The following is a 23,566-nucleotide window of genomic DNA, read 5'->3' as shown; positions in this document are numbered from 1 at the left end:
ATTCTTCCCTTAATTAAAACATTTTGATACAAGAAGTAGCACAAATAGAGTACAATACAGAGCGCCCAAAATTGATTATTCCAGAATACGGGCGACACATTCAAAAAATGGTAGATCAGGCCATTGCCACCGAAGACAAAGACGAACGCAATAAAATTGCCAAAAGCATAATTGCCGTAATGGGCAACTTAAACCCACACCTTCGCGATGTACCCGATTTTCAGCCCATGCTCTGGGATCAACTTTTTATAATTTCAGACTTTAAACTTGATGTGGATTCTCCTTTCCCCATACCCTCTCGCGAAGAACTTATGGAAAGGCCCGAACCGTTAAGCTATCCGCAAAACCATCCCAAATATCGTTTCTATGGGAACAATATCAAGCGTATGATTGATGTAGCAAACAGTTGGGAAGAGGGAGATAAAAAAGAAGGTCTTATCCTTACTATTGCAAACCACATGAAAAAATGCTTCTTGAACTGGAACAAGGATACTGTGGAAGATGAGGTTATTTTTGAACATCTTTTTGAACTTTCTGACGGAAAAATAAATCTTAAGAATAGCGATGAGGATTTGAGCGACGCGTCCAATTTACTCAAGAATAAAAAGCGTTTCAATACCAACTCTTCAGGAAAGAAAAACTACAAGCAGAGCAGTAACCGCAACCGCAAGCGTTATTAAAATTTCAACCACTATCTATGGGAACTTTTCAAATAGAGGGCGGGCATAAACTGAAGGGCGAAATCACACCTCAGGGAGCCAAAAATGAAGCCTTACAAATTCTATGTGCCGTATTGTTAACTCCGGAAAAGGTGATCATTGAGAACATTCCGGATATTCTTGACGTCAATAAACTCATAAAGATATTAGAAAATCTTGGTGTAAAAATCCAAAAACTCGGGAAGGGCAAATTTGCCTTTATTGCGGATGAGATAAACTTGGATTACTTGGAATCTGAACTTTTTAAGCAGGAGGGAAGTTCCCTACGAGGCTCCATAATGATTGTGGGCCCGTTACTGGCAAGGTTTGGAAAAGGATACATTCCACGTCCCGGGGGCGATAAAATAGGACGAAGAAGACTCGATACCCACTTTGAGGGTTTTATCAATCTTGGGGCGAAATTTCGCTATAACAAAGAAGAGCGTTTTTATGGCGTGGAAGCTCCAAAGGGGCTGAAGGGAACCTATATGCTTTTGGACCAAGCCTCGGTTACCGGAACGGCAAACATAATTATGGCTGCCGTGCTTGCCAAAGGAACTACAACTATTTATAACGCCGCTTGTGAACCTTACATCCAGCAACTTTGCAAAATGCTGAATGCCATGGGCGCTAATATTTCTGGCGTTGGATCCAATTTATTGGTAATCGAAGGTGTAAAAAATCTAGGCGGCTGCACACATCGTATATTGCCCGATATGATTGAAATCGGTAGCTGGATAGGCCTTGCTGCGATGACGCGAAGTGAAATCACTATTAAAAATGTAAGTTGGGAAAATTTAGGGCTAATTCCCGAAACGTTCAGAAAACTTGGAATCAAGCTGAACAAAAAAGGAGATGATATTCACATTCCATCGCAAAAGGAATACGAGATTCAAGGTTATATAGATGGCTCTATACTTACGGTTGCAGATGCACCCTGGCCGGGCTTTACCCCAGATTTGTTGAGCATTGTGCTCGTAGTCTGCACCCAAGCCAAAGGAAGCGTATTGATTCACCAAAAAATGTTTGAGAGCCGCCTTTTCTTTGTAGATAAACTGATTGACATGGGAGCGAAGATCATTTTGTGTGATCCGCACCGCGCCACGGTAATAGGACATAATTTTCAGTCGAACCTGAAAGCTACTACTATGGTTTCACCAGATATTCGGGCGGGAATTTCACTTTTGATTGCAGCGCTCTCGGCACAAGGTACAAGCACCATCCACAATATTGAGCAGATAGATAGGGGCTATGAAAACATAGACGAGCGGCTTCGGGCTATCGGAGCTAAGATTACCCGTTCCGAATCTTAAAATTAGGCTTTTCGGTTTTTGTTGATTTCGTCCTGCAGTTTTCTGCGAAGCTTTTGCTCGCGTTCAAGACTGTTTCTTCGGTAATCTTCCAGTTCAATTTCCATTTCTGCCATTTTCAGTTGGGCAGCGTTGGTAATTTTATGGCTGTTCAAAAATCTGTAGAATAAGAAGCCGCTAATCAATAATAAAATAAGGATAATGCTCCACATAATAGCATTATAAGTGGCTTTTGAAGTAAGAATGCCAAAAATTTCAATCCCGTCTTCCTTTTCTTTAGCAGTAGCCAAGCTTTGTTTGGTGTTTTGAAGATTTTGACGAAGCGAATCAATTTCGTTTTTCTGAAGACTTAATTCACTTTCTTGAGTATTTATTTTCTTCTCTAATGAAGAAACGGAATCTAAAATATTTCGCTTTAAAGTAGCAAGCTGGGTCTTCTTAATTACTTTGTATTCTTGATAGCTGTTGCTTTTATCGAAAGCATCCGTCATCTGTTCGTTCAAAGTGTTTTTTCGAACTTGGATTGAGTCTTGTGCTGTCGCATGCAGCGTAAATAGAAATAGGGGGAGGGTTAGTACTAAAATCTTCTTCATGTCTTCAGGTTTGTTTGCAATGCTTTATTTAACAGTGCAAGAGTAGAAAAATTGTACACAACCACCCAAATTTTCTCTCAAATTACAAAATCTTTAACAAACTGTTTTGATCTTATTTTGGTACAACTTAGAGCTCCGGAGGGGCATTTTTTAACTTGTGAAATGATTTTCTTGGTACTGGCACCGTCTAAATCAATCCACGGAATTACAGAGGTTTTAAAAACTTCGGAAAGGCCCTTGGCGCAAGCCTCGGCGTGAATGCATCGACTGGGTTCATAAGTTACAATCACTTCACCATTACTGTAAACATTTTTGTAGGTTTCCATACTTTACAATTTGGGGTTTGTAAAATTAAACGTGAAAATATCGATAAAACTACATATTTTATCGATATAATACACAAAATAGGAATAATCGTACAGAAATTAACATATTTTAGGAAACCGCTTTTTTATAAACCTGTAAACATCTTTCTCTCGCTTCTTTGTGATCTACTATTTTATCGGGATAGTTTTTAGTCCCAAATTCGGGAACGTATTTTTTGATGTATTTGTGGTCTTTGTCAAATTTTTCAATTTGTGTGGTGGGATTGAAAATTCTAAAATACGGAGCCGCGTCCACGCCACTGCCTGCCGCCCATTGCCAATTGCCCACGTTGCTGGACATTTCATAATCCAATAACTTTTCGGCAAAGTAGGCCTCGCCCCAGCGCCAATCAATCAAGAGGTGTTTACAGAGAAAACTCGCCACGAGCATCCGTACACGGTTGTGCATATAGCCCGTTTGGTTCAGTTGCCGCATTCCGGCATCAACCAGGGGGTAACCGGTTTTGCCTTCTTTCCATTTTTTGAATTCATCTTCATTGTTTCGCCATTCAATCCTGTCGTACTTCTTCTTGAAAGCATTGTCAACCGTTTCGGGGAAATGCCAGAGAATTTGCATAAAAAATTCCCGCCAAATAAGTTCCTGCCAGAAAACCTCGTTCTTTTCCGCAGTTGCCTTTTTCATCATTTTCCGAATGCTTACGGTGCCAAAGCGAAGGTGTGGGCCTAAATGCGACGTTGCGTCTTCCGCCGGGAAATTTCTTCGTTTTTCGTATTCTTGGATTGTTGTGGGGGTAACATCATAATCGGGAATTTCTATGTTGGATTTTTTGAATCCAATATCGTTTAAAGTGAGATTTGGAAGCCGCGAATTTTGATATAGATTTTTTAAAAATTCGTTAGTATAATAAATTTTTTCATCATACTCTTTTTTGAATTTTGCCTTCCAGGTCTTCATAAAAGGGGTGTAAACCACATAAGGGTCGCCGTCATCCTTTACTACTTCATCTCTCTCAAAAATCACCTGATCTTTATAAGTGTAAAAACCGATGTCTTTTTCTTCAAGAAGTTCCTGAATGGATTCATCACGCTTTTTGGCATACGGTTCATAATCACGGTTGGTGATTACATTCTGGACTTCAAAATCAGAGATAACTTTTTTGAAAACTTCCTCCGATTTGCCGTGGTAGATTGCGAGACTGCTGCCATGTTCCTGCAGTTCGTTCCGCATTTTTTGCAAGGTTTCAAAAATAAAGGTTACCCGCGCATCGTCTTCGGGCAGTTCGTTTAGTATTTCGGAATCGAATATAAAAAGTGGCAATACCGGATATTTTCCGTGAAGGGCTTTGTAAAACCCTACATTATCGTCCAAGCGCAGATCTCTTCGGAACCAAAATATATTTACTTTTTCCGCCAAAACTTAGTTTATGTTTAAAGTTGAAAGACCTCCGTCCACGCCAAAAACCTGACCGGTAATCCATTGCGATTCATCGCTCAGCAGAAATGTAGCCATAGCTGCGATATCATCTGCCGTTCCTACTTTCTTCAGCGGATGCCGTTCTGCCATTTTTTCTTTTTTGGAATCACTGTTCAATAATTTTGAGGCTAAGGAAGTATCCGTGAGTGAAGGAGCGATTACATTTATTCTAAAATTGGGAGCGTACTCAGCTGCCAATGCCTTTGCGAAACCTTCAATAGCTCCTTTTGCAGCGGCCACACTGGTGTGGAAAGGCATTCCCACTTTTACCGCCACGGTGCTGAAAAATACTAGACTTGTAACTTCCGCTTTTTTTAACTTGGGCAATAGGCCATGAACCACGCGAACCAGGGCGTGGAAGTTGAGCTCCATATCCTCGCAAAAGGTTTCGGGACTCATCATTTTAAAAGGTTTCAGATTAATGCTTCCGGGAAGATACACAAGGCCGTGGATTTCTTCAGGCAGGTCAAGTTCTGAAATGTCATCCTTTAAGACATCAAAGGTGTGATGTAAAATGCCTTCGGAAATATCCTCCTTGGTGCGGGAGGCGATAATAACATTGTGGTTAACTTTTAGTTTTTTCGCAATTGCCGCACCAATGCCGTAGGAACCTCCAATGAGAAGTATATTTTTTTGCATAAAATTATTTTTTTGGAATTACATAGAGCCGAAAAGCTCCACCAATTTGTTCTTTCGATATTCAAAAATTTCGTCCAGTTTCGGTTTTACCAAAAAAGGGTGCACTAGTTGGCCTAAATACCCGAATGGTAATTTATAATGAAGCAAGTCTTCCATTTCCACACCGCCTTCAATTTCTTTTATAAAATGTTTGTGGTGCCACAGGGTGTACGGCCCAAAGCGTTGTTCATCCACGAAATATTCTTGGTCTACCACGTGGGTTATCTCTGTTACCCAGCGGTTTTTTATTCCTAAAATGGGAGTGACTATATATTCTATTATTTGCCCAGCGTACATGGTCCTATCAGCACCGGATTGAATGTTGAACCCCATATAATCTGGCGTTATAACTTTCAAATTTTTAGGATCAGATAAAAACTGCCATGCCTGTTCCCGGGATATGGGCAGGTTCTGTATGGCATGTAGCGTATAAATCTTCATCTACCGCCTATTATTTGCCTTGTTTGAACGAAAGTTTCCGATTCATGCGCAAGAGCCTGTAGGTATTGGTCTCTATCGCACTGTTGCGGAAGCGTATCCTAAATATTCTTTTAACTAACTTCAACATGATTTTTTAATTTTTGCTTAAAAATACTTTGTTTTACTATATCAAAAAAAGTTTAAACTAAATATTAACTATTCTACCGCATTTAAACTATAATCGTGGATTGCGCCATTTTCTTTTGTTGTAAATACTTTAGATTTTAGGTTTTCCTTAACGATTAAAAAATTTCCAAACAGTAACTTCGTGAAAATTATAATCACCTTAAAACCATTACAATGAAAAAGATTATTTTACTTTTTTCTGCTTTTATGTTAACATTTGGCGTACAGGCACAAATTGAAACTCCACAGCCCAGCCCCTTCCAAAAAATTGAACAAAAGGTGGGACTGACCGATGTTACCTTAGAATATTCCAGACCTTCCATGAAAGGTAGAACCATTTTTGGAGAGTTGGTACCTTATAACGCAATGTGGCGCACGGGCGCAAATGCCAACACAAAAATCACTTTTAGCAACGATGTTGAAATAGGAGGCAAAACCCTTAAGGCAGGATCGTACGCAATTTATACTAAACCAGGAGCCTCAAGCTGGGACGTTTATTTTTATGATGAAACCGACAATTGGGGAAATCCTGAAAAATGGGAAGATAGCAAAGTTGCCGCCCAGGTATCTGTTCAGGCCTATCCAATGCCTATGAATATTGAAACTTTCACGATGAGTTTTGACGAGTTGAAAAACGATTCAGCTTTATTGGGAATGCTTTGGGAAAAAACATATGTTGGCGTGCCGATTAAATTCAATACGGATAAAACTGTTACTGCAAGCATTCAAAGGGTAATGAATGGCCCTTCAGCAAACGATTATTACGCAGCTGCAGTTTATTATTTGGAAGCTGGCAAGGATATCAACCAGGCTAAAACTTGGATCGATAAATCAATTGAAATGAACAAAGATCCAAAATTCTGGCAATTGCGTCAAAAATCGCTTATTTATGCGAAAGCGGGTGATAAAAAAGGAGCAATAGAAGCAGCTAAAAAATCTTTGGAACTAGCTGAAGATGCTGGAAACAAGGATTATGTGGCATTAAACCAAAAATCTTTAAAGGAATGGGGCGCAATGTAGATTGATAGACCCATCTAAAAAAGTCCCGAAAATTTCGGGACTTTTTTTATTTAGGACCTTTCGGGCCCTTTTCACCTTTTTCCCCTTTGCCGTGCCTGTAGCGATCTAAAAGCTCTCTCTTAAAATCATTTTCCGCTTTTTTAAGGGTGATTATCTTTTTTGGCGAAAGCACCTTTCGCAATTCTGCCGTCAACTGTTTCCGCAGTTCCAATTCACTGGTTTCAATGGATAGGTTTTTGTCAATCAATTCATTGGCCTCGGCATCGGAAAGATTTTCAAGACCATTGCGGAGCTTGTGGAAAATCTCGGTGCGCTCCTTTTTTCGCAACTCGTGAAATTTTTCATCGAAGTTGTTGTATATGGGCCAGAATTTTTCCGCCTCTGAAGATGTGAGCGAGAGTTTTTCGGTAATGTAGGCTGTTTTCCAAGCCTTTATTTTTTCGTGTTTTCCGTCCTGCGCCTGCAGGGTTGCAGCCAAAAGGAAAAGTATCATAAATAATCTATTCATTGCTCATTAATTAAGGTTTCGGTATCTATATTTTCCAAAAGATATTCTTTTAGCGAACTGTCGCTAAAATACTTCGCATCCAAATCTATATTGGGAACGTCTTCATCTTCTATATAGGAAGTAAGATCGTAAAGGTCCATATTTAAATTGCCCTCTTCAATATAGGTATCAATAGCAGCCAGTTGAAGCGAATCAAGACTCGAAGTATTGCTCGTGGTATTGAAAAGTGAAAAGCCAATTACCAATGAAGCGGCAATGGCAGCGGCATAGCCAAAATATTTCCGCGGAAAGAGCGGGATAACTTTATTGGGGTTTTCTAAAGCTGAAACTTCTTTTAAAACTCGTGTTTCCAATTTTTCAAAATAATCTTCCGGCGTTTTAAAGCCAGCGGTTTTCGGGAAATTCTCTTCCGCCATTTTGCTGAAAAGTCGCTCCTCAAAAGTTTCGAAATAACCTTCGGGTATGCTAAAATTGGGTATATTTTTTTCTCTTTTCACTTTAAATCTTGAATACCGTTAAATTATAAGGTTTCATCTGTTTTTATAAATTCCGTGATTTTTTTCACGGCTATGTGATAGCTGCTTTTCAGTCCGCCCACCGAGGTTTCGAGTATTTCTGAAAGTTCCTCAAAGGTGTGGTCCTCAAAATATTTCATTGTAAAAATCAATCGTTGTCTCTCGGGCAGCGTTGCGATGGCCTTTTGAAATTGCAGTTGCAGTTGGTCGCCTTCAAAATATACGTCGGTTTCCAATTTGCGCACCGCATTGCTCTTTACATTGTCAATCGACACATTGTTGCGTTTCGCCTTTTTATTGAGAAATGTGATGGACTCATTGGCGGCGATGCGATACATCCACGTGTGCAATTTGCTTTCACCCTTAAACGAATTGATATTTCTAAAAATTTTTATAAAGGTGTTTTGAAGCACATCATCGGCATCATCGTGGTCCAAAACCATATTCCTGATTTGCCAATAGAGACGTTCCTTGTAATGCGCCACCAATTCCCGAAAGGCGGCTTCTTTGGCTCCTTCGGTCTGTAATGCGGTTACCAGTTCTTGTTCTTCAACCATTGTTTGCGCAATCGGTTATATGACGGAAATATTTCGGAAAGGTTTAATTTGGTACGGAATTTTTAATATCCGTTACGCCAACGACTGCATTTCCACCAAACTGTAATACACGCCTTTTTTTTCCAAAAGTTCTTGATGTTTGCCCTGTTCAACGATTTTTCCTTTGGAGAGTACCACGATATTATCGGCATTTTGAATGGTAGAGAGCCTGTGGGCAATAACGATGGAAGTTCGGTTTCTCATCATTTTTTCCAAGGCATCCTGCACCAAACGCTCGCTCTCGGTGTCCAATGCCGAAGTTGCCTCGTCCAAAATCATAATCGGCGGGTTTTTCAAAACCGCTCGGGCAATGCTCAACCGCTGCTTTTGGCCGCCGCTCAGTTTGTTACCGCTGTCGCCAATGTTGGTCTCAAAACCTTCGGGAAGGTCTTTTATAAATTCAAAAGAGTTGCTTATTTCCGCGGCTTCTTTTAATTCTTCATCGGTTGCGAGTGGTTTTCCAAGCTTTAAATTATTCGCCACCGTATCGTTAAAAAGAATGGAATCCTGCGAAACAATCCCCATTAGGCCCCGCAGCGATTGCTTCGAAATATTTTTTATATCCACCCCGTCAATCTCGATAGTGCCTTGGTTTACGTCGTAAAAACGTGTCAATAGGTTTGCAATCGTACTTTTCCCGCTACCGGATTGGCCCACGAGGGCAACGGTTTTCCCTTTTGGAATTTCAAGTGAAAAGTCCTTTAAAACGTACTGATCCTCATATTTAAACGAAATATTTTTGATTGAAATAAGTCCGTCAAAACCTTCCTTTTGTATTGGGTTTTCAATATCGGTAATTGTGTTTTCGGCTTCCAGCAATTCTAAAATACGCTGGGCAGAACCGTCGGCACGTTTAACAGAATAACTTGCTTTAGCAATGGCCTTAGCGGGTGTTAAAATATTGTACGCCAACATTATGTAGCCAAGAAAGAAACTAGCGTCCAACGTTCTGTCAACAAACACCAAATAGCCCCCATAAATTAAGAGGATTCCAATGGTTATAATTCCCAATAACTCGCTTAAAGGCGAAGCGAGGTTCTGCCGGTTCATTACCTTATTTGAATGTCTGTAAAACCTTTGGTTGCTATCTTCAAATTTTTTCTGAAATAAGTTTTCAGCGTGAAAAGCTTTTATTATGCGCAGTCCACCCATAGTTTCTTCTAGAATTGAAAGGAAAACACCCTGCTCTTGCTGTACTTTTAACGAACCTCTTTTCAACGACTTTCCAACTTTCGATATCAAAAAACCTGAAATCGGCAAAAATAGAAACACGAAAAGTGTTAATTTGGGACTAATAAATAGCATAGTTGCCAATGAAAAAAGGATTGTCAATGGCTCGCGAACAATCATTTCCAAAACGGAAAGAACCGAGTTTTTCACCTCGTCCACATCGCCACTTAAGCGAGAAATGGTGTCTCCCTTTCTTTTTTCAGAATAAAAGGCTAACGGAAATTGAATTACTTTGCTGTACAGATCGTTTCGAAGGTCTCTTAGCACGCCATTCCGCAAAAAAGTGGAATAATACATTGCGAGATAATTGCTCAAGTTTTTAAGTAGAAAGATCGTAACTATCAATCCTATCATAAAAAGCAACACCTTAAAATCGCCGTATTCATTGATGTATTTCACCAAATGATAGTTAAGCGAATCTTGAATGTAAGTGGTTAATTTTGTGATGCCATTGTAAACCGGCTCTTGACCAACTTCACGCTGATCGCTAAAAATAACCTGCAACACCGGTATTAGCGCCAAAAAAGATAGGGTGCTGAATAGTGCGTAGAGCACATTAAAAAAGATATTTAAATACGCATACTTTTTATACGGAATAACATAGCGCAGTATTTTTCTGAAATAATTCATTAACTCACGTTTAGTTGTGCGGCGATAGCGTCAATTTTTTTCTGAAGTACCGCTTCAAATTTATCCTTTTCGGAAGTGTTCACGCTAATGTAGAACTTTATTTTCGGTTCGGTGCCGCTGGGTCGCGCTGCAATTTTGCTGCCGTCTTCGGTATAATAGATTAAAACGTTGCTTTTTGGTAGGTTTAATGCCAAGGTTTTTTGATTTGTGAAATCTGTGGTTTCACCTTTTAAAACATCATCCATCCGAATTACTTTGCTGCCCGCAATTTCCTTAAACGGATTTTCGCGCAGCTTTTTCATCATCGCCGAGATTTCGGCAGCGCCCTGTTTTCCTTTTTTCGTTATTGAAATCAAATGCTCTCGGTAGCTTCCGTATTCATTGTAAACTTCGTTTAAATATTGGAACATGTTGCTGCCAGCATTTTTTTTCTGTGCGGCAATCTCGCAGGCCAGTAGGGTAGCGGTTACGGCATCCTTATCGCGTACAAAATCGCCCACCAAATAGCCGAAACTTTCCTCGCCACCGCCAATAAACTCAAGTTCGGGATGGTCTTTTATCATTTTGGCAATCCACTTAAAACCCGTAAGCCCTTCCAGATATTTTACGTTGAAATGAACCGCAACCTTTTCAACCATTGGGGTTGAAACTATGGTGGAGGCCACAAATTGCTTTCCGTTCAACTTTCCAGCTTTTTTCCATTGTTCCAATAAAAAGTGCGTCATCAAAACCATCGTTTCGTTTCCGTTTAGCAAAACCATTTCATCGTTATCATTTCGCACGGCAACGCCCAATCGGTCACAGTCAGGATCGGTGCCAATTACGATGTCTGCATTTTCTTTTTCGGCGAGTTCCAAGGCCATTTTTAAGGCCGCTGGTTCTTCGGGATTGGGCGATTTTACCGTTGGGAAATCGCCGTTCGGTTCTGCCTGTTCTTCAACAATGGAAACATTTTTATAGCCAGCCTGTTCCAAAACCTTTGGAATCATGGTAATTGAAGTGCCGTGAAGCGAAGTGAATACAATTTTCAACTTCTCTTTTGCTTCTTCCGGCGTATTAAAAGTTCCGTTTTCAACTGAAGCTTTTGCGAATGCTTCGTCAACTTCGGAATCTATAAATTGGATTAAATTTTCGTTCGCTTCAAACTTTATGTCTTCGTAATTCAGCGAATTTATTTCCGCAATAATCTCGCCATCCTGAGGCGGCACCAGTTGTCCGCCATCTTCCCAATACACTTTATAACCGTTGTATTCCGGCGGATTGTGCGAAGCTGTTAAAACAATTCCTGCTTGACAGTCTAAGTGTTTGACAGCAAAAGACAGCTCTGGAGTAGGCCTTAATTCTGAAAAAAGGAAAACATTTATTCCGTTTGCCGAAAAAACATCGGCTACCACTTTCGCAAATTCCTTGCTGTTGTGGCGGCAATCGTAAGCTATGGCTACCTTTATTTCTTGGTTTGGAAATTGTTTCTTTAAATAATTTGAAAGCCCTTGGGTGTTTTTTCCTAAAGTATATTTATTGATTCGGTTGTCGCCAAGCCCCATGATGCCTCGCATTCCACCGGTACCGAATTCCAGATTTTTATAAAAACTGTCTTCCAATCCCTCCGGATCGTAAGCGATCATTTCCTTAATTTCGTGCTGGGTTTTTTCGTCAAAAAAAGGGGTGAGCCACTGGTTAACGCGGTCTAAAATTTTCGGATCTACGTAAATCATTCGTTTCAATTAAAGTGCAAAAATAGCAATAAAATAAAGGAGAATTCAAGATTCCAGATTTAATGTTTGAGTTGTTAAGAGTGCTAATGTTTTGGATTCCGAAACCCCAATTACTGATTGACAGTTTCTTTAATGATATAGTTTCGTGAATCTTTTTTGCTTCGAAGGATCAATTCACCCAAAAACCCAGCAAGAAAAAGCTGCGATCCCAGAACCATTGCTATTAGGGCAATAAAAAATTCAGGTCTGTCCGTAATAAGTCTTGCCGAAGGATTGATGAATAGCTTGTCGATTCCCAAAAACAGTGCGAAGGAAAAGCCCACAAAAAGCATAAATGCGCCCCAAGCGCCAAATAGGTGCATCGGTCTTTTTCCAAAACGTGACAAAAACCAAATGGTAATCAAGTCTAAAAACCCGCGGATAAAACGTTCGGCGCCAAATTTTGTGGTTCCGTATTTTCGGGCCTGGTGCAAAACAGGTTTTTCTGAAATTCTGCTGAAGCCAGCATTTTTGGCAAGCACCGGAATATAGCGGTGCATTTCGCCAGTGACCTCAATGGTTTTTACCACATCCTTTTTATAGGCTTTCAGCCCACAATTAAAGTCGTGCAATTTTACGCCAGAAGTTTTCCGTGCAGCATAATTGAACAGTTTTGAAGGCAGGTTTTTGCTCAAAACAGAATCGTATCGTTTCTTTTTCCAGCCCGAAACAAGGTCGAAACCTTCTTCGGTAATCATTTTGTAGAGTTCGGGAATTTCTTCGGGATTGTCCTGTAGATCGGCATCCATCGTAATAGTCACATCGCCTTTCGCCATTGCAAAACCCGCGTGCAGCGCTTGCGATTTCCCGTAATTCTTCTGAAAACGGATTCCTTTTACCTCAGAATTTTCGTGGGATAATTTTTCAATAATTTTCCAGGAACCGTCTGTACTGCCATCGTCAATAAAAATGAGCTCGTATAAAAAACCATTGGATTGCATAACTTCTGCAATCCAACGGTATAATTCATTTAGCGATTCTTCTTCGTTGAGAAGGGGTATGACGATGGAAATATTCATCAATTAGTTTAACGGATTTGGATTTTTTGTCTTGAAAATAAGTGCAACAAGTAACCCAATAACACTCATAAAAGCAAGACTGAATACGTAATTTTTCAGTTGCGTGCCAATTGCAAAGTTATCCTGTTCGGCCATTTTTGCCATTTGCTTGTCTATTTCAGCTTGAGGAGTGCCTAGTTTTTGTAAGAATTCAGCAGTCATTTCCAGAGTTTTTTCCTGTAAAAAAGCTGCTAAATCTGGATCGATGATGTTGAAAATTAAAATTCCAACCAATGTGCTGATCAACAATCCAATGGCGACGGTTATAAAATAGACGGTAAACGCTTGTTTAAAATTCATTATTCCACCGAGCAAACCCTTTGCTTTTGCAACGGATACAATCCCCAAGGCGATAATTATAATGAAACTAATAATTCCCACCCACCATTTTGTGAAAAGGTCTGGATTTAAAACATACATTAGGGTAGTCATAAGCGCAAGTACTGCACCTAAAATAAGGCCGTAGTTGACCGCCGATTTTTTAATTGAAATAGGTTGGTTTTCCATTTTAACGTTGTTTTTTAAGTTCGGTTGGTTAGTAAACAAAGATAGCAAAACGTTACATTTGCGGGCGATTTAGTAACGAATTAAAAAAGTGGAAAATTTTGTTGCTAATTTCCAATTAATACTTAAATTTGCAAACTCAATTCCGAAAGGTCGGAAGAGCGTATTTTAAATTATAATATTACAGAGATGAAAAAAGGTATCCACCCAGAAAATTATAGAATAGTTGCTTTTAAGGATATGAGTAATGAAGACGTTTTCCTTACTAAATCAACTGCAGATACAAAGGAGACTATCGAGGTTGATGGTGTTGAATATCCTTTGGTGAAGATGGAGATTTCACGTTCTTCGCATCCTTTCTATACCGGAAAAGCAAAACTTATCGATACTGCGGGACGTATTGACAAATTCAAAAACAAATACGACAAATTTAAAAAACCTGCGGCTAAAGAAGCTAAAACTGAAGAATAGTCTTCACTTTTTTAGTAAAACATAGAAAAGCCTTCGAGAAATCGGGGGCTTTTTGATTTTAGTCCCGATAGTTATCGGGAGACGATTGTTGATTGTAGATTTTTGAGTAATATTGAATTTGTATTTTTATAGCTACGATTTTTAGGAAATCGTAAATCAAATATCTAAAATCGTAAATCAAAATGAATTACATCCTCTTCGACGGCAGCGTCCGCAACCAGCTTTTACCATTCACTTTTACACGCCCCGTCGCCGATATTCGTGTGGGTATCTTGACTATTCGCGAAAAGTGGGAACACTTGTTGGGCTTTACCACAACGACCGTTACCGAAGACTATCTTTCAGAAAAATATCCTTTTTTGGAGCTTGAGAAGAATATTTTGATAAATGCGTCTTTCCTTCCTTCGGAAAATTTAGCGAATATTATTAAAGGATTGGAGGAAAACCAGGCGGTCTTTTTTGATGAGGAACCAATAGCTTTTTTTACGACCGAAGGACAGGAAGTAGATTTTGAAACTTTCGATATAATCCAATATGCCCACAACGATGTGTTGAGAATAGAGCACACCTGGGATATTTTCTCAAAAAATGGCGAGGCGATAAAACGCGATTTTGAAATGCTCACCCGGGGTAGAAAATCGCAGCCTATTCCCGAAGGAGTTTGGACAAAAAGCCCTCAAAATATTTTTATAGAAGAAGGCGCGAAAATTGAATTTTGCACTTTAAACGCTTCCGAAGGACCCATATATATAGGTAAAGATGCCGAAATTATGGAAGGCGCATTCGTGCGCGGGCCGTTTGCGCTTTGCGAACATTCCACCTTAAAAATGGGTGCCAAGATTTATACAAATACCACCGTTGGCCCGCACAGCAAGGTTGGGGGAGAGGTGAACAATTCGGTGATTTTTGGATATTCAAACAAAGGCCACGACGGGTTTTTGGGAAATTCCGTTGTGGGCGAATGGTGCAATTTGGGGGCAGATACCAACAATTCCAACCTAAAAAACAACTACGCCGAAGTGCGGCTCTGGGATTATGAAACCGAAGGTTTTGCAAGAACCGGATTACAGTTCTGCGGGCTGATGATGGGCGACCACAGCAAATGCGGCATCAACACCATGTTCAATACCGGAACGGTTGTGGGCGTGAGTGCCAATATCTTCGGAAGCGGTTTCCCGCGGAATTTTGTTCCCAGTTTCAGTTGGGGCGGAAGCGGTGGTTTTACCACTTATAAAACCGACAAGGCTTTTGAAGTGGCAAAAGTAGTGATGGGCCGAAGAAACATCGAGTTTTCAGAAATGGACGCCAAGATTTTGGAACATGTTTTTGAGGAAACGGCCAAATGGCGGAAAGCTTAATAAAAAAATAAAAGATAAATCAGGGCTGCAACAATCACTATCATAACGCTTCCAAAGACAATAGTTAGCCGTTTTTGTCGCTCTATTTCTTTTTGACGCAGTTTTTGTTTGAATGCCTCAAATTGTTCGGGGGACATTTTTTTGTAATCGATGATTTTTCCATAGCTACTATTTAAAGGTGTAGTGTCCTTTTCAAAGTATTTATCACGTTTTACAAGTTGCTTTGCATTATTGCGAAGCGTTTGTGCCATTGCCAGAGCAGAACCTCCAAATCCCGTTCTTTACTTTTTTGAAGTTTAAACTGTAATTTACAAATTATTCCGACTTTTTCACGTGTTTCAAAACCAAAAAATTCTGTGGATTAATTCCCAAACCCGACACTTTTTTATTCACAAACCGAACCGCCATGTCATAAAATAATGGCACTACCGGGGCTTCTTCAACAATAATGGAATCCATTTTCGTATAGAGGATTTTCCGTTCTTCAATTTTTGAAATTGTAAGCGCCTTTTCATAAATACTGTCAAAAGTAGCATTGCGGAAGTGCATATAATTGGGGCCGTTGGGAGCGAAGTTGGGACTGTAAAACAGCGATAGATAGTTTTCAGCATCAGGATAATCGGCAATCCAGCTGGCGCGAAAAATATCCAGCTCGCCGCTGCTTTTCATCTGTCGAAGCGTGGAAGGCGGCATTACGTCTATGGTCACGGCAATCCCGAGTTTTTCGAGTTCGCGCTGTACATATTCACATAAATCCAAATACTGGCTGTTGGTGCCTATGGTAATTTCGGGTTTTGTGTCGCCGGTTTCGGTTTTATATTGTGCAAGCAATTCCTTGGCTTTTTCAGGCTGATAGGTGTAACCGTCAATTTCAGCATAGCCGGGCAAGCCTTTCGGAATAAAACCGTGAATGGCCGGAATGCCCATGCCGTTGCGAAGATAGGTTACCATCTTTTGGCGGTCGAAACCGTAATTGATGGCCTTTCGCAAGGTCTTGCTTTTTATTTCGGGCGTATTTGTACCGAGGAAAAAACCAAGGTATTCCGTATTTAAATACGGTCCCGTAATCATATAAGCCAAGTTTTTGTACTTTGGTTGCAGCTTTCCGTGCGTGGTTAAAAGCTCGTCTTTGTAGCTGCCGTCCAAACCCGAGATAAAATCGAGCTTGCCCTGGGCAAACTGCAAAAATTCACTTTGCTTATCGGGTAAAAATGTTATTGCCACGGCCTCTAAATAGGGAAGCCTTTCTCCGTTTTCATCCCTTTCGAAATACAGCGGATTTTTTCTGAAAACCAGCTCTACGTTTTCCTCCCACATTTTAAACTGAAAAGGTCCCGTGCCCACAGGATTACTTCGGAATTCATTGCCGTAAAATTCCACTGCTTCCCTCGGCACCACCGAACAGTAGCGCATCGAGAGCAAGCCCAAAAATGCGGGAAAGGGCTGCTTCAATCTGATTGCAAAAGTATGGTCGTCTTCGGCCCAATATTTTTCAACATAATTCATCACCCAACTGCCGGAGGAGGCCACTTTTTCATCCGTCAAACGGTCAAAACTGTATACAAAATCTGATGCTATTACTTTTCGCGTGTAGCGGGGCAGAACGTCCGGGTTCATTTTGGCAAAAGCCACGTTTTGATGGAAATATACATCATTCCGCAGGGAAAAAGTGTAAGTGTTTGTGGAATCGTCAATGACCCAGCTTTGGGCGATATCCGGCTTAATATTCAACGAATCATCCAATTGCACCAAGCCGTTATAAAGTTGGTTATCTGGCCAAATGGCCTGGGGATTTCGGGCAAATGCGGGGTCTAATGTCGGGATGTTTCCGTGTTCGTTATAGCGGAAGACGAGGTGGTCGCGGTCTGATTCTGCCTTTTTGATGCAGGATAGGAGCGTGAGGAGTACGGTGAAAATTGATAGAATTTTAATCATTTAAAAAATTTACCACGAATGCACGAATATATAGGTTTATTCGCTCTTTAAGGTTTAGAATAGTAAAATCTCAAAACAAATAATTCGTGTATTCGTGGTTTTTAGTTTGTACTTTTGCAATCGCAATTGCCAAAAATACAACAATGCATTCTTCAAAAAAAGTCGCCTTTTACACCCTCGGCTGCAAACTCAACTTCAGCGAAACTTCAACCATTGCAAGAAGTTTTGAGGGAGAAGGTTTTCAACGTGTAGATTTTTCCGAAAAAGCTGATATCTACGTAATTAACACGTGCAGCGTAACTGAAAATGCCGACAAGCGTTTTAAGACCATTGTAAAGCAGGCGCAAAAATCAAATCCAAAGGCCTTTGTCGCTGCCGTTGGTTGCTATGCCCAATTAAAGCCGCACGAACTGGCGGATGTGGATGGGGTTGACCTTGTTTTGGGCGCGACCGAAAAATTCAAAATAACCGATTATCTAAATGACCTTTCCAAAAATGATTTCGGGGAAGTGCATTCCTGCGAAATAGAGGAGGCAGATTTTTACGTGGGTTCCTATTCCATTGGCGATAGAACACGGGCTTTTCTTAAAGTGCAGGACGGCTGCGATTATAAATGTACCTATTGCACCATTCCTTTGGCGCGCGGTATTTCACGAAGCGATACATTGGAAAATGTGCTGCAGAACGCCGCCGATATTTCGGCGCAGGGGATAAAGGAAATTGTTTTAACAGGCGTAAACATTGGCGATTACGGAAAAGGGGAGTTCGGAAACAAAAAACACGAGCACACTTTTCTGGAATTGGTAAAAGCTTTGGATGAAGTGGAAGGTATAGAGCGGCTTCGCATTTCTTCCATAGAACCCAATTTGCTGAAAAACGAAACCATTGATTTTGTGGCAAAGTCGCGAACATTTGTACCGCATTTTCACATTCCGTTGCAAAGTGGGAGCAATGAAATTTTAAAATTGATGCGCCGCCGCTATATGCGCGAACTTTATGTGGAAAGGGTTGCAAAAATTCGGGAAGTAATGCCGCACGCCTGCATTGGCGTTGATGTTATCGTTGGGTTTCCGGGCGAAACGGATGAGCGGTTTTTGGAAACCTATCATTTTTTGAACGAGTTGGATATTTCCTATTTGCACGTTTTCACCTATTCCGAAAGGGACAATACGCCCGCCGCTGAATTGGAGGGGGTAGTGCCGATGAAGGTGCGAAACAAGCGCAGTAAAATGTTGCGCGGTCTTTCAGCAAAAAAAAGAAGGGCTTTTTATGAAAGTCAATTGGGCACGACCCGTACCGTTCTTTTTGAAGGCGAAAACAAAGAGGGCTATATCCACGGTTTCACGGAAAATTACGTAAAAGTGAAAGCGCCGTGGAATCCGGAATTGGTAAATACCTTACAGGAAATTACGCTTACAGAAATTGACGAGGATGGTTTGGTGAGGTTTGATCCTATAGTTCAGGCCTCCATTCCGGTTTAATTGGGAGGTGGGTTGGCACTGGTCTTTCCTCTTACCACTCCAAAAATATTATTTAAACTTAAGCCAACAAATGTTCGACCATCAGCCACTGACAGAGTTGGCCCTAAGGAAAGGCCGTAGCCTCTTGCCAATGGAAATTCAATCGCTGGAAATACCGTTATTTCTGCTGAATATTTGCTTTCTCGATCATACGAATAAGTAGTGCTGGAAAACCAGCCCGCTCCCGTACTGTGCTGTTGAAAGTCTGTAGCGATTCGAGACCAGCGCACTCCTATACCTCCGCGCAGGTTCAATCTAATGGTCTTTTTCGGGTTTAAGGTTATCACGTAACCCGAAGAAACTTTAAAAGAGTGGTGGATATCTTTTACTTCGTCTGAACCAAGCAGACCTCCAGAATAATCTACCGGTTTGTTTTTGGCTTCATCAGAAGGATTCGCATAATTTAGACCGAAATATAATTTTTCATACTTTATGTAATTGAAACCTGCTTCCACCCCAAGAAAATTGCCGGTTGAAATTCCCGCATTTGCATAAATAAAATTATTCTCCCAAAATTGCCCATAGCTTTGTTGGGAAAAAAGGAAAGCAAGAATGAATAACCTATATAGATATTTCATTTAAAGGGGCCTTTGGTGGATAAAAGGGAATTAAGGATTTATTTCTGCAAGATTTCGGAAACCTTGGAGAAACCTTCATTCTAAATATTGATGCCCACAGGAAGCAAATCTTTATATTTCCGACGGTTCTTTCGCATAAACCCTGCAATTTCTGGGCTTGTTGGCACCAAGCTAATGCCACGGTTCTTTACTTCCTCAAAAACGGCTTTGATGAAGATTTCACGAAAACCTTGTTCTTCCAGGTCCTCGGGCATTTCGTACTTAGTGAGAAAAATTTTTCGGTCCTGCAAAGCATATTCTATGCGGGCCATGTTGTCGCCAATTTCGAGTTCGAACTGTCTCAAAAACTCGTTGTCGATAATTTCTACATCTTCAATCATTGGGAGTCATTTTTATTTTGAAAAAAGGGTGTTCAGAATGCAGTGATATGGAACGGTCACTTTCAAGATACGGAATACGGTACCTTAAAAAGTTATTATTATATACGCTACTTTTCGGTGTTCGGTTTGTATTCAAAGCAAATTATGACTGAAATTTTCCAGTTGTTAAGAAACGGTTATATAATTCTATCTTTGTACCCGTAAATTTACGAATAATCTTTGGGCTTTGCCATTTTCTTCACAAAAGACTTATGAATTCTGAAAAAACACATATTTACTTCGTACCGGGGATGGCCGCGGGAGGAGAGATCTTCCGAAATATTAAGTTTCCTGAAAATTATAGAGTGCATATTTTGGAATGGTTGATTCCCGAAAAAAATGAAAGCTTAAAAGCCTATGCCGAAAGAATGGCAAGGCGCATACAGGAAAAGAATCCAATTCTTATTGGGGTTTCGTTCGGTGGGGTAGTGGCACAGGAAATGAATGATTTTCTGGAGGTGAAAAAATTAATTATTATTTCAAGTGTAAAAAGCAAGAGTGAGCTACCGCGAAGGATGAAATTGGCCAGCTTAACAAAGGCCTACAAATTGATACCCACCGGTCTGGTTTTAAGTGCCGACGATTTGACGAAATATTCCATCGGTCCCAAAACAAAAAAGCGCCTGTCGCTTTATCAGGAATACTTGCACGTTCGGGATAAGCAATATTTGGATTGGGCGCTCGAAAAGATGATAACTTGGGGTAAGAAAGAGAAACTTCAGGACGTAATCCACATTCATGGTGAGAAAGACGTCGTTTTTCCTATAAAATATATTGACCAATGTGAAGTTATTAAAGGCGGAACTCACATTATGATTCTAAATAGAGGGAGAGAAATTTCACAAAAGCTTTTGGATATTTTTGAAGAATAATGTATTCTTTACCACTTAAGAATTGATGAAATAAGTATCTTTATTAAAAATAAGACGATATGAAAATGATAGGTAAAATAGGGTTGGGCATATTGATAATTACAGCTAGTGCCCTTAGCATCCACGCGGTTCAGGATGCGCCCACAGATGAGAATTTTGAAAAAAAATTGGTCAATGACTATAATGTTTATGCTTTGCCATTGCCAGAAAAAATGGATTTTGCAGGAGAGCCCGTACCGCTCCACAATCCGGATATTCGCGAGCGGATGGATAGGGAATTGTTGGTGAACACCTATTGGCAATCCAACGGACTGCTGCTCTTTAAAAGGGCGAACAAATACTTTCCACAGATTGAACCTTTGCTGAAAAAATATGGCTTGCCAGACGATTTCAAATACCTTGCCGTAGCCGAAAGTGGCTTGGAGTACCAAAGTTCGCCAGCCGGGGCTTCGGGCATTTGGCATTTTATGAAGGGAACAGGGCTTGAATACGGCCTTGAAATAAACGATTACGTGGACGAACGCTACAATTTGGAAAAGGCCACCATGGTAGCGGCCGAATATTTGAAAAAATCAAAAGAGAAATTTGGGAGTTGGACTATGGCAGCGGCTTCCTATAATGCCGGTGTGGGCGGAATGAACAAGCAGATAAACCGACAAAAGGAAACCAGCTATTACGATTTACTGCTAAACACAGAAACCAGCAGATATGTCTTTAGGATTCTGGCCTTAAAGGAGATAATGAACAATCCCCAAAAATACGGCTTCAACTTTAGGGAAAAAGATTTGTACACAAATATCCCAACCTACACGGTAAAAGTGGATACGCCGGTGGACGATTGGTCGGAATGGGTAAAACCTTACGGAATAAATTACAAAATCTTAAAACTTCACAATCCTTGGTTGCGGGATACATATTTAAAAAATGCTTCTGGCAAGGAGTACTTTATTGAAATTCCCGAGAAGGGATATTATCAATAAATTGATGTCTAAGTGAAAATTACGACCCGTGAGAAGTGTTTCTCACGGGTTTTGTTTTGATGCCAAATGCTCTTTGTCGTCTTCTCCTAAATTTTTTAGAAGCGAAATTCCGTTTAGGAAAGAATTATGGTTGAGTTCAAATGAAATTTCATATTTTTCATTGTACGGATGCAATACACCGCGCCTTACATCTACAATGCGCTTGTTTTCATCAATAAAGAAAGAAGTGGGGAAACCGAGGCTGTGCTTCATTATTTGAACAATGTGGTCGTTCTTGTTTTCCTTTTCGTCCACATAAACAATATTTATTTTGTTTGAATACTCACGTGAGGATTTTCGAACGCTCTGTTTTGTGTCCCAAAATAGAATTACAAATTCAATATCCTTATAATATTTTTCGGCTACCTCGTTAAGGGCGGGAATCTCCCCAACGCCCGGCGTGCACCAGGAGGCATAGGTCATCAGAAAAATGGGCTTTTCAAACTTATACAGCTCGATTTTTCTGCCGGAAAGCTTGCGTACCTTAAAATTGTCCAGATAGCTTCCGTTAATGACGTTGTTTATAAGCGAATCGAATAATAACTCCGCACGTTCAAAATCGTGTTCGGCATAGGCCTTTTGTGAATTTTTCGTGTATTTTCTTATGTTTTTTCCAATGGCTTCAGAAAAATAATCTCCCTGCCCAATCTGTGATTGCGTTGTAAAGGAAAGCAATAAGAAGAGATAAAGTAGTTTTCTACCCATAAGCGAAAGCTTTGGCCAAAGATAGGTCATTTACTTGGTTGACAGGATGTTATTCGACGACAGGGTCTTTAATCTCGTTTAAAGACAGAATTCAAAAGATAGTATTTGGAAAAAATTAGAATCTCCTTCCTCCGCGACCACTGCGACCGAACTGCTGTCTGGGCTGTCCCATCTTTTTCATCTGCTGCTTCATCATCTTTATCTGTTCGTCCAGCATATTGTGCTTATCTAAACTTTTAGCCTCTGCCATGAGTTGTTCTGCCTCGCGTTTGCGGTTTTTGGTCATTGCAATTCCAGCAAGGTTCAACTTTGTCATTGCCATATCCGCAGACATATTCAAGCCCAATTTTTCGGCTTTCTTGAAATATTTTTCGGCTTCCACCATATTGGTCTGAGAAACCATCAGGCCGTTCAGATAATTGTAATAACCTTCTTGTTTTGGAACGAGTGCCGCACTGGGGTCCTTAATTTTATCCAACCATTTTTTGGCGCCGGGAAAATCTTGTTTGCGCAGGCGGAGAAAGGCGAGCAGGATGATTTCATTCTTAAAATACAAAAAAACGAAAATCAAAGAAAGCAAAATTAGCATGATACCGTTGCCGATATTAGTTTCGGTAAATTGCCACACCGCAGCCCCGAGCACCAAGGCAGCTAAAACTAGTTTTATATTTTTATTATACATGTATCGTCTTTATCAATGGGCTGCAAAGGTATAAAATCTAAACACTTTTATGAAGATTTTGTAACTTGCAGGTTAAATTATTTTGCACCAAGTAGCCCTTAAACTTGATGAGATTCTGAATCGAAAAAAATTCTATATATTTTTCAAAAAAGGTTTGTCTAAGTGAAAACTTGTTGTATTTTTGCACCCGACTTTGAGTAAAGGTCAACCGAACAAAGAATTTACAGAAGTTAAAGAATACTATAATGAGCAAAAGAACATTTCAGCCATCGAAAAGAAAAAGAAGAAACAAACACGGTTTTAGAGAGCGTATGGCTTCTGTAAACGGAAGAAAGGTTTTGGCTGCCCGCAGAGCGAAAGGCAGAAAGAGACTATCTGTATCTTCTGAAGCCCGTCACAAAAAGTAATGTTGATAAATTATATATAAAAGGTGTTGTTTAACTAAGCAACACCTTTTTTTTATACCCTAATGCGCCGTAAATTTGCGGCACCGAAAAAGAAACGAAA

27 protein-coding genes are annotated in these 23,566 nt (G+C 40.2%); 9 read left to right on the top strand and 18 right to left on the bottom strand.

The window, feature by feature from the left end:
- Positions 1-23: 23 nt before the first annotated feature.
- A complete protein-coding gene (locus MB09_RS04205) occupies positions 24-680 on the top strand; it encodes a DUF4290 domain-containing protein (RefSeq protein ID WP_045079625.1) in 657 nt (218 codons plus the stop codon).
- Between the two features lie 17 nt (positions 681-697).
- Positions 698-2,011 (top strand): UDP-N-acetylglucosamine 1-carboxyvinyltransferase, encoded by a 1,314-nt coding sequence (gene murA / locus MB09_RS04200; protein ID WP_045079624.1) that lies wholly within the window; start codon positions 698-700, stop codon positions 2,009-2,011.
- 2 nt (positions 2,012-2,013) lie between these two features.
- On the opposite strand, the gene MB09_RS04195 is transcribed toward murA, so the two are convergent.
- The 5 genes from MB09_RS04195 to MB09_RS04175 all read right to left on the bottom strand — a co-directional run bounded on the left by MB09_RS04195 (position 2,014) and on the right by MB09_RS04175 (position 5,520).
- Positions 2,014-2,601, bottom strand: a complete 588-nt coding sequence (locus MB09_RS04195) for a hypothetical protein (protein WP_045079623.1) — start codon at positions 2,599-2,601, stop codon at positions 2,014-2,016.
- Between the two features lie 77 nt (positions 2,602-2,678).
- On the bottom strand, positions 2,679-2,927 hold the full coding sequence (locus MB09_RS04190; RefSeq protein ID WP_045079622.1) for a (4Fe-4S)-binding protein: 249 nt from the start codon (positions 2,925-2,927) through the stop codon (positions 2,679-2,681).
- A 109-nt stretch (positions 2,928-3,036) separates the two neighbouring features.
- Positions 3,037-4,341, bottom strand: a complete 1,305-nt coding sequence (locus MB09_RS04185; protein WP_045079621.1) for a cryptochrome/photolyase family protein — start codon at positions 4,339-4,341, stop codon at positions 3,037-3,039.
- Positions 4,342-4,344: 3 nt separating this feature from the next.
- Positions 4,345-5,040 carry an SDR family NAD(P)-dependent oxidoreductase gene (locus MB09_RS04180; protein WP_045079620.1) on the bottom strand — a complete coding sequence of 232 codons (696 nt, stop codon included), beginning with the start codon at positions 5,038-5,040 and terminating at the stop codon, positions 4,345-4,347.
- An 18-nt stretch (positions 5,041-5,058) separates the two neighbouring features.
- A complete protein-coding gene (locus tag MB09_RS04175; RefSeq protein WP_045079619.1) occupies positions 5,059-5,520 on the bottom strand; it encodes an SRPBCC family protein in 462 nt (153 codons plus the stop codon).
- A 339-nt stretch (positions 5,521-5,859) separates the two neighbouring features.
- Between MB09_RS04175 and MB09_RS04170 the strand changes: the two genes are divergently transcribed.
- The gene (locus MB09_RS04170) at positions 5,860-6,705 is read left to right on the top strand and encodes a DUF2911 domain-containing protein (RefSeq protein ID WP_045079618.1); all 846 of its coding nucleotides are present in this window, start codon (positions 5,860-5,862) and stop codon (positions 6,703-6,705) included.
- Positions 6,706-6,751: 46 nt separating this feature from the next.
- Here the strand turns inward: MB09_RS04170 and MB09_RS04165 are convergent, their stop codons facing one another.
- The 7 genes from MB09_RS04165 to MB09_RS04135 all read right to left on the bottom strand — a co-directional run bounded on the left by MB09_RS04165 (position 6,752) and on the right by MB09_RS04135 (position 13,503).
- Complete coding sequence (locus MB09_RS04165; RefSeq protein ID WP_045079617.1) at positions 6,752-7,213, bottom strand: hypothetical protein; 462 nt, start codon at positions 7,211-7,213, stop codon at positions 6,752-6,754.
- Positions 7,210-7,710 (bottom strand): hypothetical protein, encoded by a 501-nt coding sequence (locus MB09_RS04160; RefSeq protein ID WP_045079616.1) that lies wholly within the window; start codon positions 7,708-7,710, stop codon positions 7,210-7,212. Before MB09_RS04160 ends, MB09_RS04165 begins: the two co-directional genes overlap by 4 nt.
- A gap of 23 nt (positions 7,711-7,733) precedes the next feature.
- Positions 7,734-8,285 carry an RNA polymerase sigma factor gene (locus MB09_RS04155; RefSeq protein ID WP_045079615.1) on the bottom strand — a complete coding sequence of 184 codons (552 nt, stop codon included), beginning with the start codon at positions 8,283-8,285 and terminating at the stop codon, positions 7,734-7,736.
- Between the two features lie 72 nt (positions 8,286-8,357).
- Positions 8,358-10,184 (bottom strand): ABC transporter ATP-binding protein, encoded by a 1,827-nt coding sequence (locus MB09_RS04150; protein WP_045079614.1) that lies wholly within the window; start codon positions 10,182-10,184, stop codon positions 8,358-8,360.
- A complete protein-coding gene (locus MB09_RS04145; protein ID WP_045079613.1) occupies positions 10,184-11,899 on the bottom strand; it encodes a phospho-sugar mutase in 1,716 nt (571 codons plus the stop codon). The genes MB09_RS04150 and MB09_RS04145 overlap by 1 nt, the downstream gene beginning before the upstream one ends.
- A gap of 110 nt (positions 11,900-12,009) precedes the next feature.
- A complete protein-coding gene (locus MB09_RS04140; protein WP_045079612.1) occupies positions 12,010-12,957 on the bottom strand; it encodes a glycosyltransferase family 2 protein in 948 nt (315 codons plus the stop codon).
- A 3-nt stretch (positions 12,958-12,960) separates the two neighbouring features.
- Positions 12,961-13,503 (bottom strand): DUF4199 domain-containing protein, encoded by a 543-nt coding sequence (locus MB09_RS04135; RefSeq protein ID WP_045079781.1) that lies wholly within the window; start codon positions 13,501-13,503, stop codon positions 12,961-12,963.
- A gap of 186 nt (positions 13,504-13,689) precedes the next feature.
- Between MB09_RS04135 and MB09_RS04130 the strand changes: the two genes are divergently transcribed.
- Both MB09_RS04130 and MB09_RS04125 read left to right on the top strand, forming a co-directional pair.
- Complete coding sequence (locus MB09_RS04130) at positions 13,690-13,971, top strand: type B 50S ribosomal protein L31 (RefSeq protein WP_045079611.1); 282 nt, start codon at positions 13,690-13,692, stop codon at positions 13,969-13,971.
- Positions 13,972-14,153: 182 nt separating this feature from the next.
- Positions 14,154-15,329, top strand: a complete 1,176-nt coding sequence (locus MB09_RS04125; RefSeq protein WP_045079610.1) for a GlmU family protein — start codon at positions 14,154-14,156, stop codon at positions 15,327-15,329.
- Here MB09_RS04125 and MB09_RS04120 read toward each other — a convergent pair.
- Positions 15,326-15,580, bottom strand: a complete 255-nt coding sequence (locus MB09_RS04120) for a hypothetical protein (RefSeq protein WP_045079609.1) — start codon at positions 15,578-15,580, stop codon at positions 15,326-15,328. The two genes, MB09_RS04125 and MB09_RS04120, sit on opposite strands and share 4 nt — an antisense overlap.
- Positions 15,581-15,644: 64 nt before the next feature.
- Positions 15,645-17,264 (bottom strand): ABC transporter substrate-binding protein, encoded by a 1,620-nt coding sequence (locus MB09_RS04115; protein ID WP_045079608.1) that lies wholly within the window; start codon positions 17,262-17,264, stop codon positions 15,645-15,647.
- A gap of 143 nt (positions 17,265-17,407) precedes the next feature.
- Between MB09_RS04115 and mtaB the strand changes: the two genes are divergently transcribed.
- Positions 17,408-18,745: a tRNA (N(6)-L-threonylcarbamoyladenosine(37)-C(2))-methylthiotransferase MtaB gene (gene mtaB / locus MB09_RS04110; RefSeq protein WP_045079607.1), complete on the top strand. Its 1,338-nt coding sequence runs from the start codon at positions 17,408-17,410 to the stop codon at positions 18,743-18,745.
- Here the strand turns inward: mtaB and MB09_RS04105 are convergent.
- Together MB09_RS04105 and MB09_RS04100 are read right to left on the bottom strand one after the other, a co-directional pair.
- Positions 18,742-19,362, bottom strand: a complete 621-nt coding sequence (locus MB09_RS04105; RefSeq protein ID WP_045079606.1) for a hypothetical protein — start codon at positions 19,360-19,362, stop codon at positions 18,742-18,744. The genes mtaB and MB09_RS04105 overlap by 4 nt on opposite strands.
- 80 nt (positions 19,363-19,442) lie before the next feature.
- Positions 19,443-19,742, bottom strand: coding sequence for a GNAT family N-acetyltransferase (locus MB09_RS04100; protein ID WP_045079605.1), 300 nt, complete (start codon positions 19,740-19,742; stop codon positions 19,443-19,445).
- Positions 19,743-19,993: 251 nt separating this feature from the next.
- On the opposite strand from MB09_RS04100, the gene MB09_RS04095 reads away from it, so the two are divergent.
- The gene (locus MB09_RS04095) at positions 19,994-20,653 is read left to right on the top strand and encodes an alpha/beta fold hydrolase (RefSeq protein WP_045079604.1); all 660 of its coding nucleotides are present in this window, start codon (positions 19,994-19,996) and stop codon (positions 20,651-20,653) included.
- Positions 20,654-20,712: 59 nt separating this feature from the next.
- Complete coding sequence (locus MB09_RS04090; protein ID WP_045079603.1) at positions 20,713-21,633, top strand: lytic transglycosylase domain-containing protein; 921 nt, start codon at positions 20,713-20,715, stop codon at positions 21,631-21,633.
- A gap of 42 nt (positions 21,634-21,675) precedes the next feature.
- Here MB09_RS04090 and MB09_RS04085 read toward each other — a convergent pair whose 3' ends face one another.
- Both MB09_RS04085 and MB09_RS04080 read right to left on the bottom strand, forming a co-directional pair.
- Positions 21,676-22,407, bottom strand: coding sequence for a TlpA family protein disulfide reductase (locus tag MB09_RS04085; protein ID WP_240484805.1), 732 nt, complete (start codon positions 22,405-22,407; stop codon positions 21,676-21,678).
- A gap of 85 nt (positions 22,408-22,492) precedes the next feature.
- Entirely contained in the window at positions 22,493-23,059 is a 567-nt protein-coding gene (locus tag MB09_RS04080) for a hypothetical protein (protein ID WP_045079602.1), read from the bottom strand.
- Between the two features lie 245 nt (positions 23,060-23,304).
- Here MB09_RS04080 and rpmH point away from each other — a divergent pair, with 245 nt between their 5' ends.
- Positions 23,305-23,466, top strand: coding sequence for a 50S ribosomal protein L34 (rpmH, locus tag MB09_RS15700; RefSeq protein WP_068760675.1), 162 nt, complete (start codon positions 23,305-23,307; stop codon positions 23,464-23,466).
- The last annotated feature ends 100 nt before the right edge of the window (positions 23,467-23,566 follow it).

Origin of the sequence: Aequorivita vladivostokensis, from assembly GCF_000952855.1 — a bacterium.
GTDB lineage: Bacteria > Bacteroidota > Bacteroidia > Flavobacteriales > Flavobacteriaceae > Aequorivita > Aequorivita vladivostokensis.
This window is presented reverse-complemented; position numbering and strand designations above follow the sequence as displayed.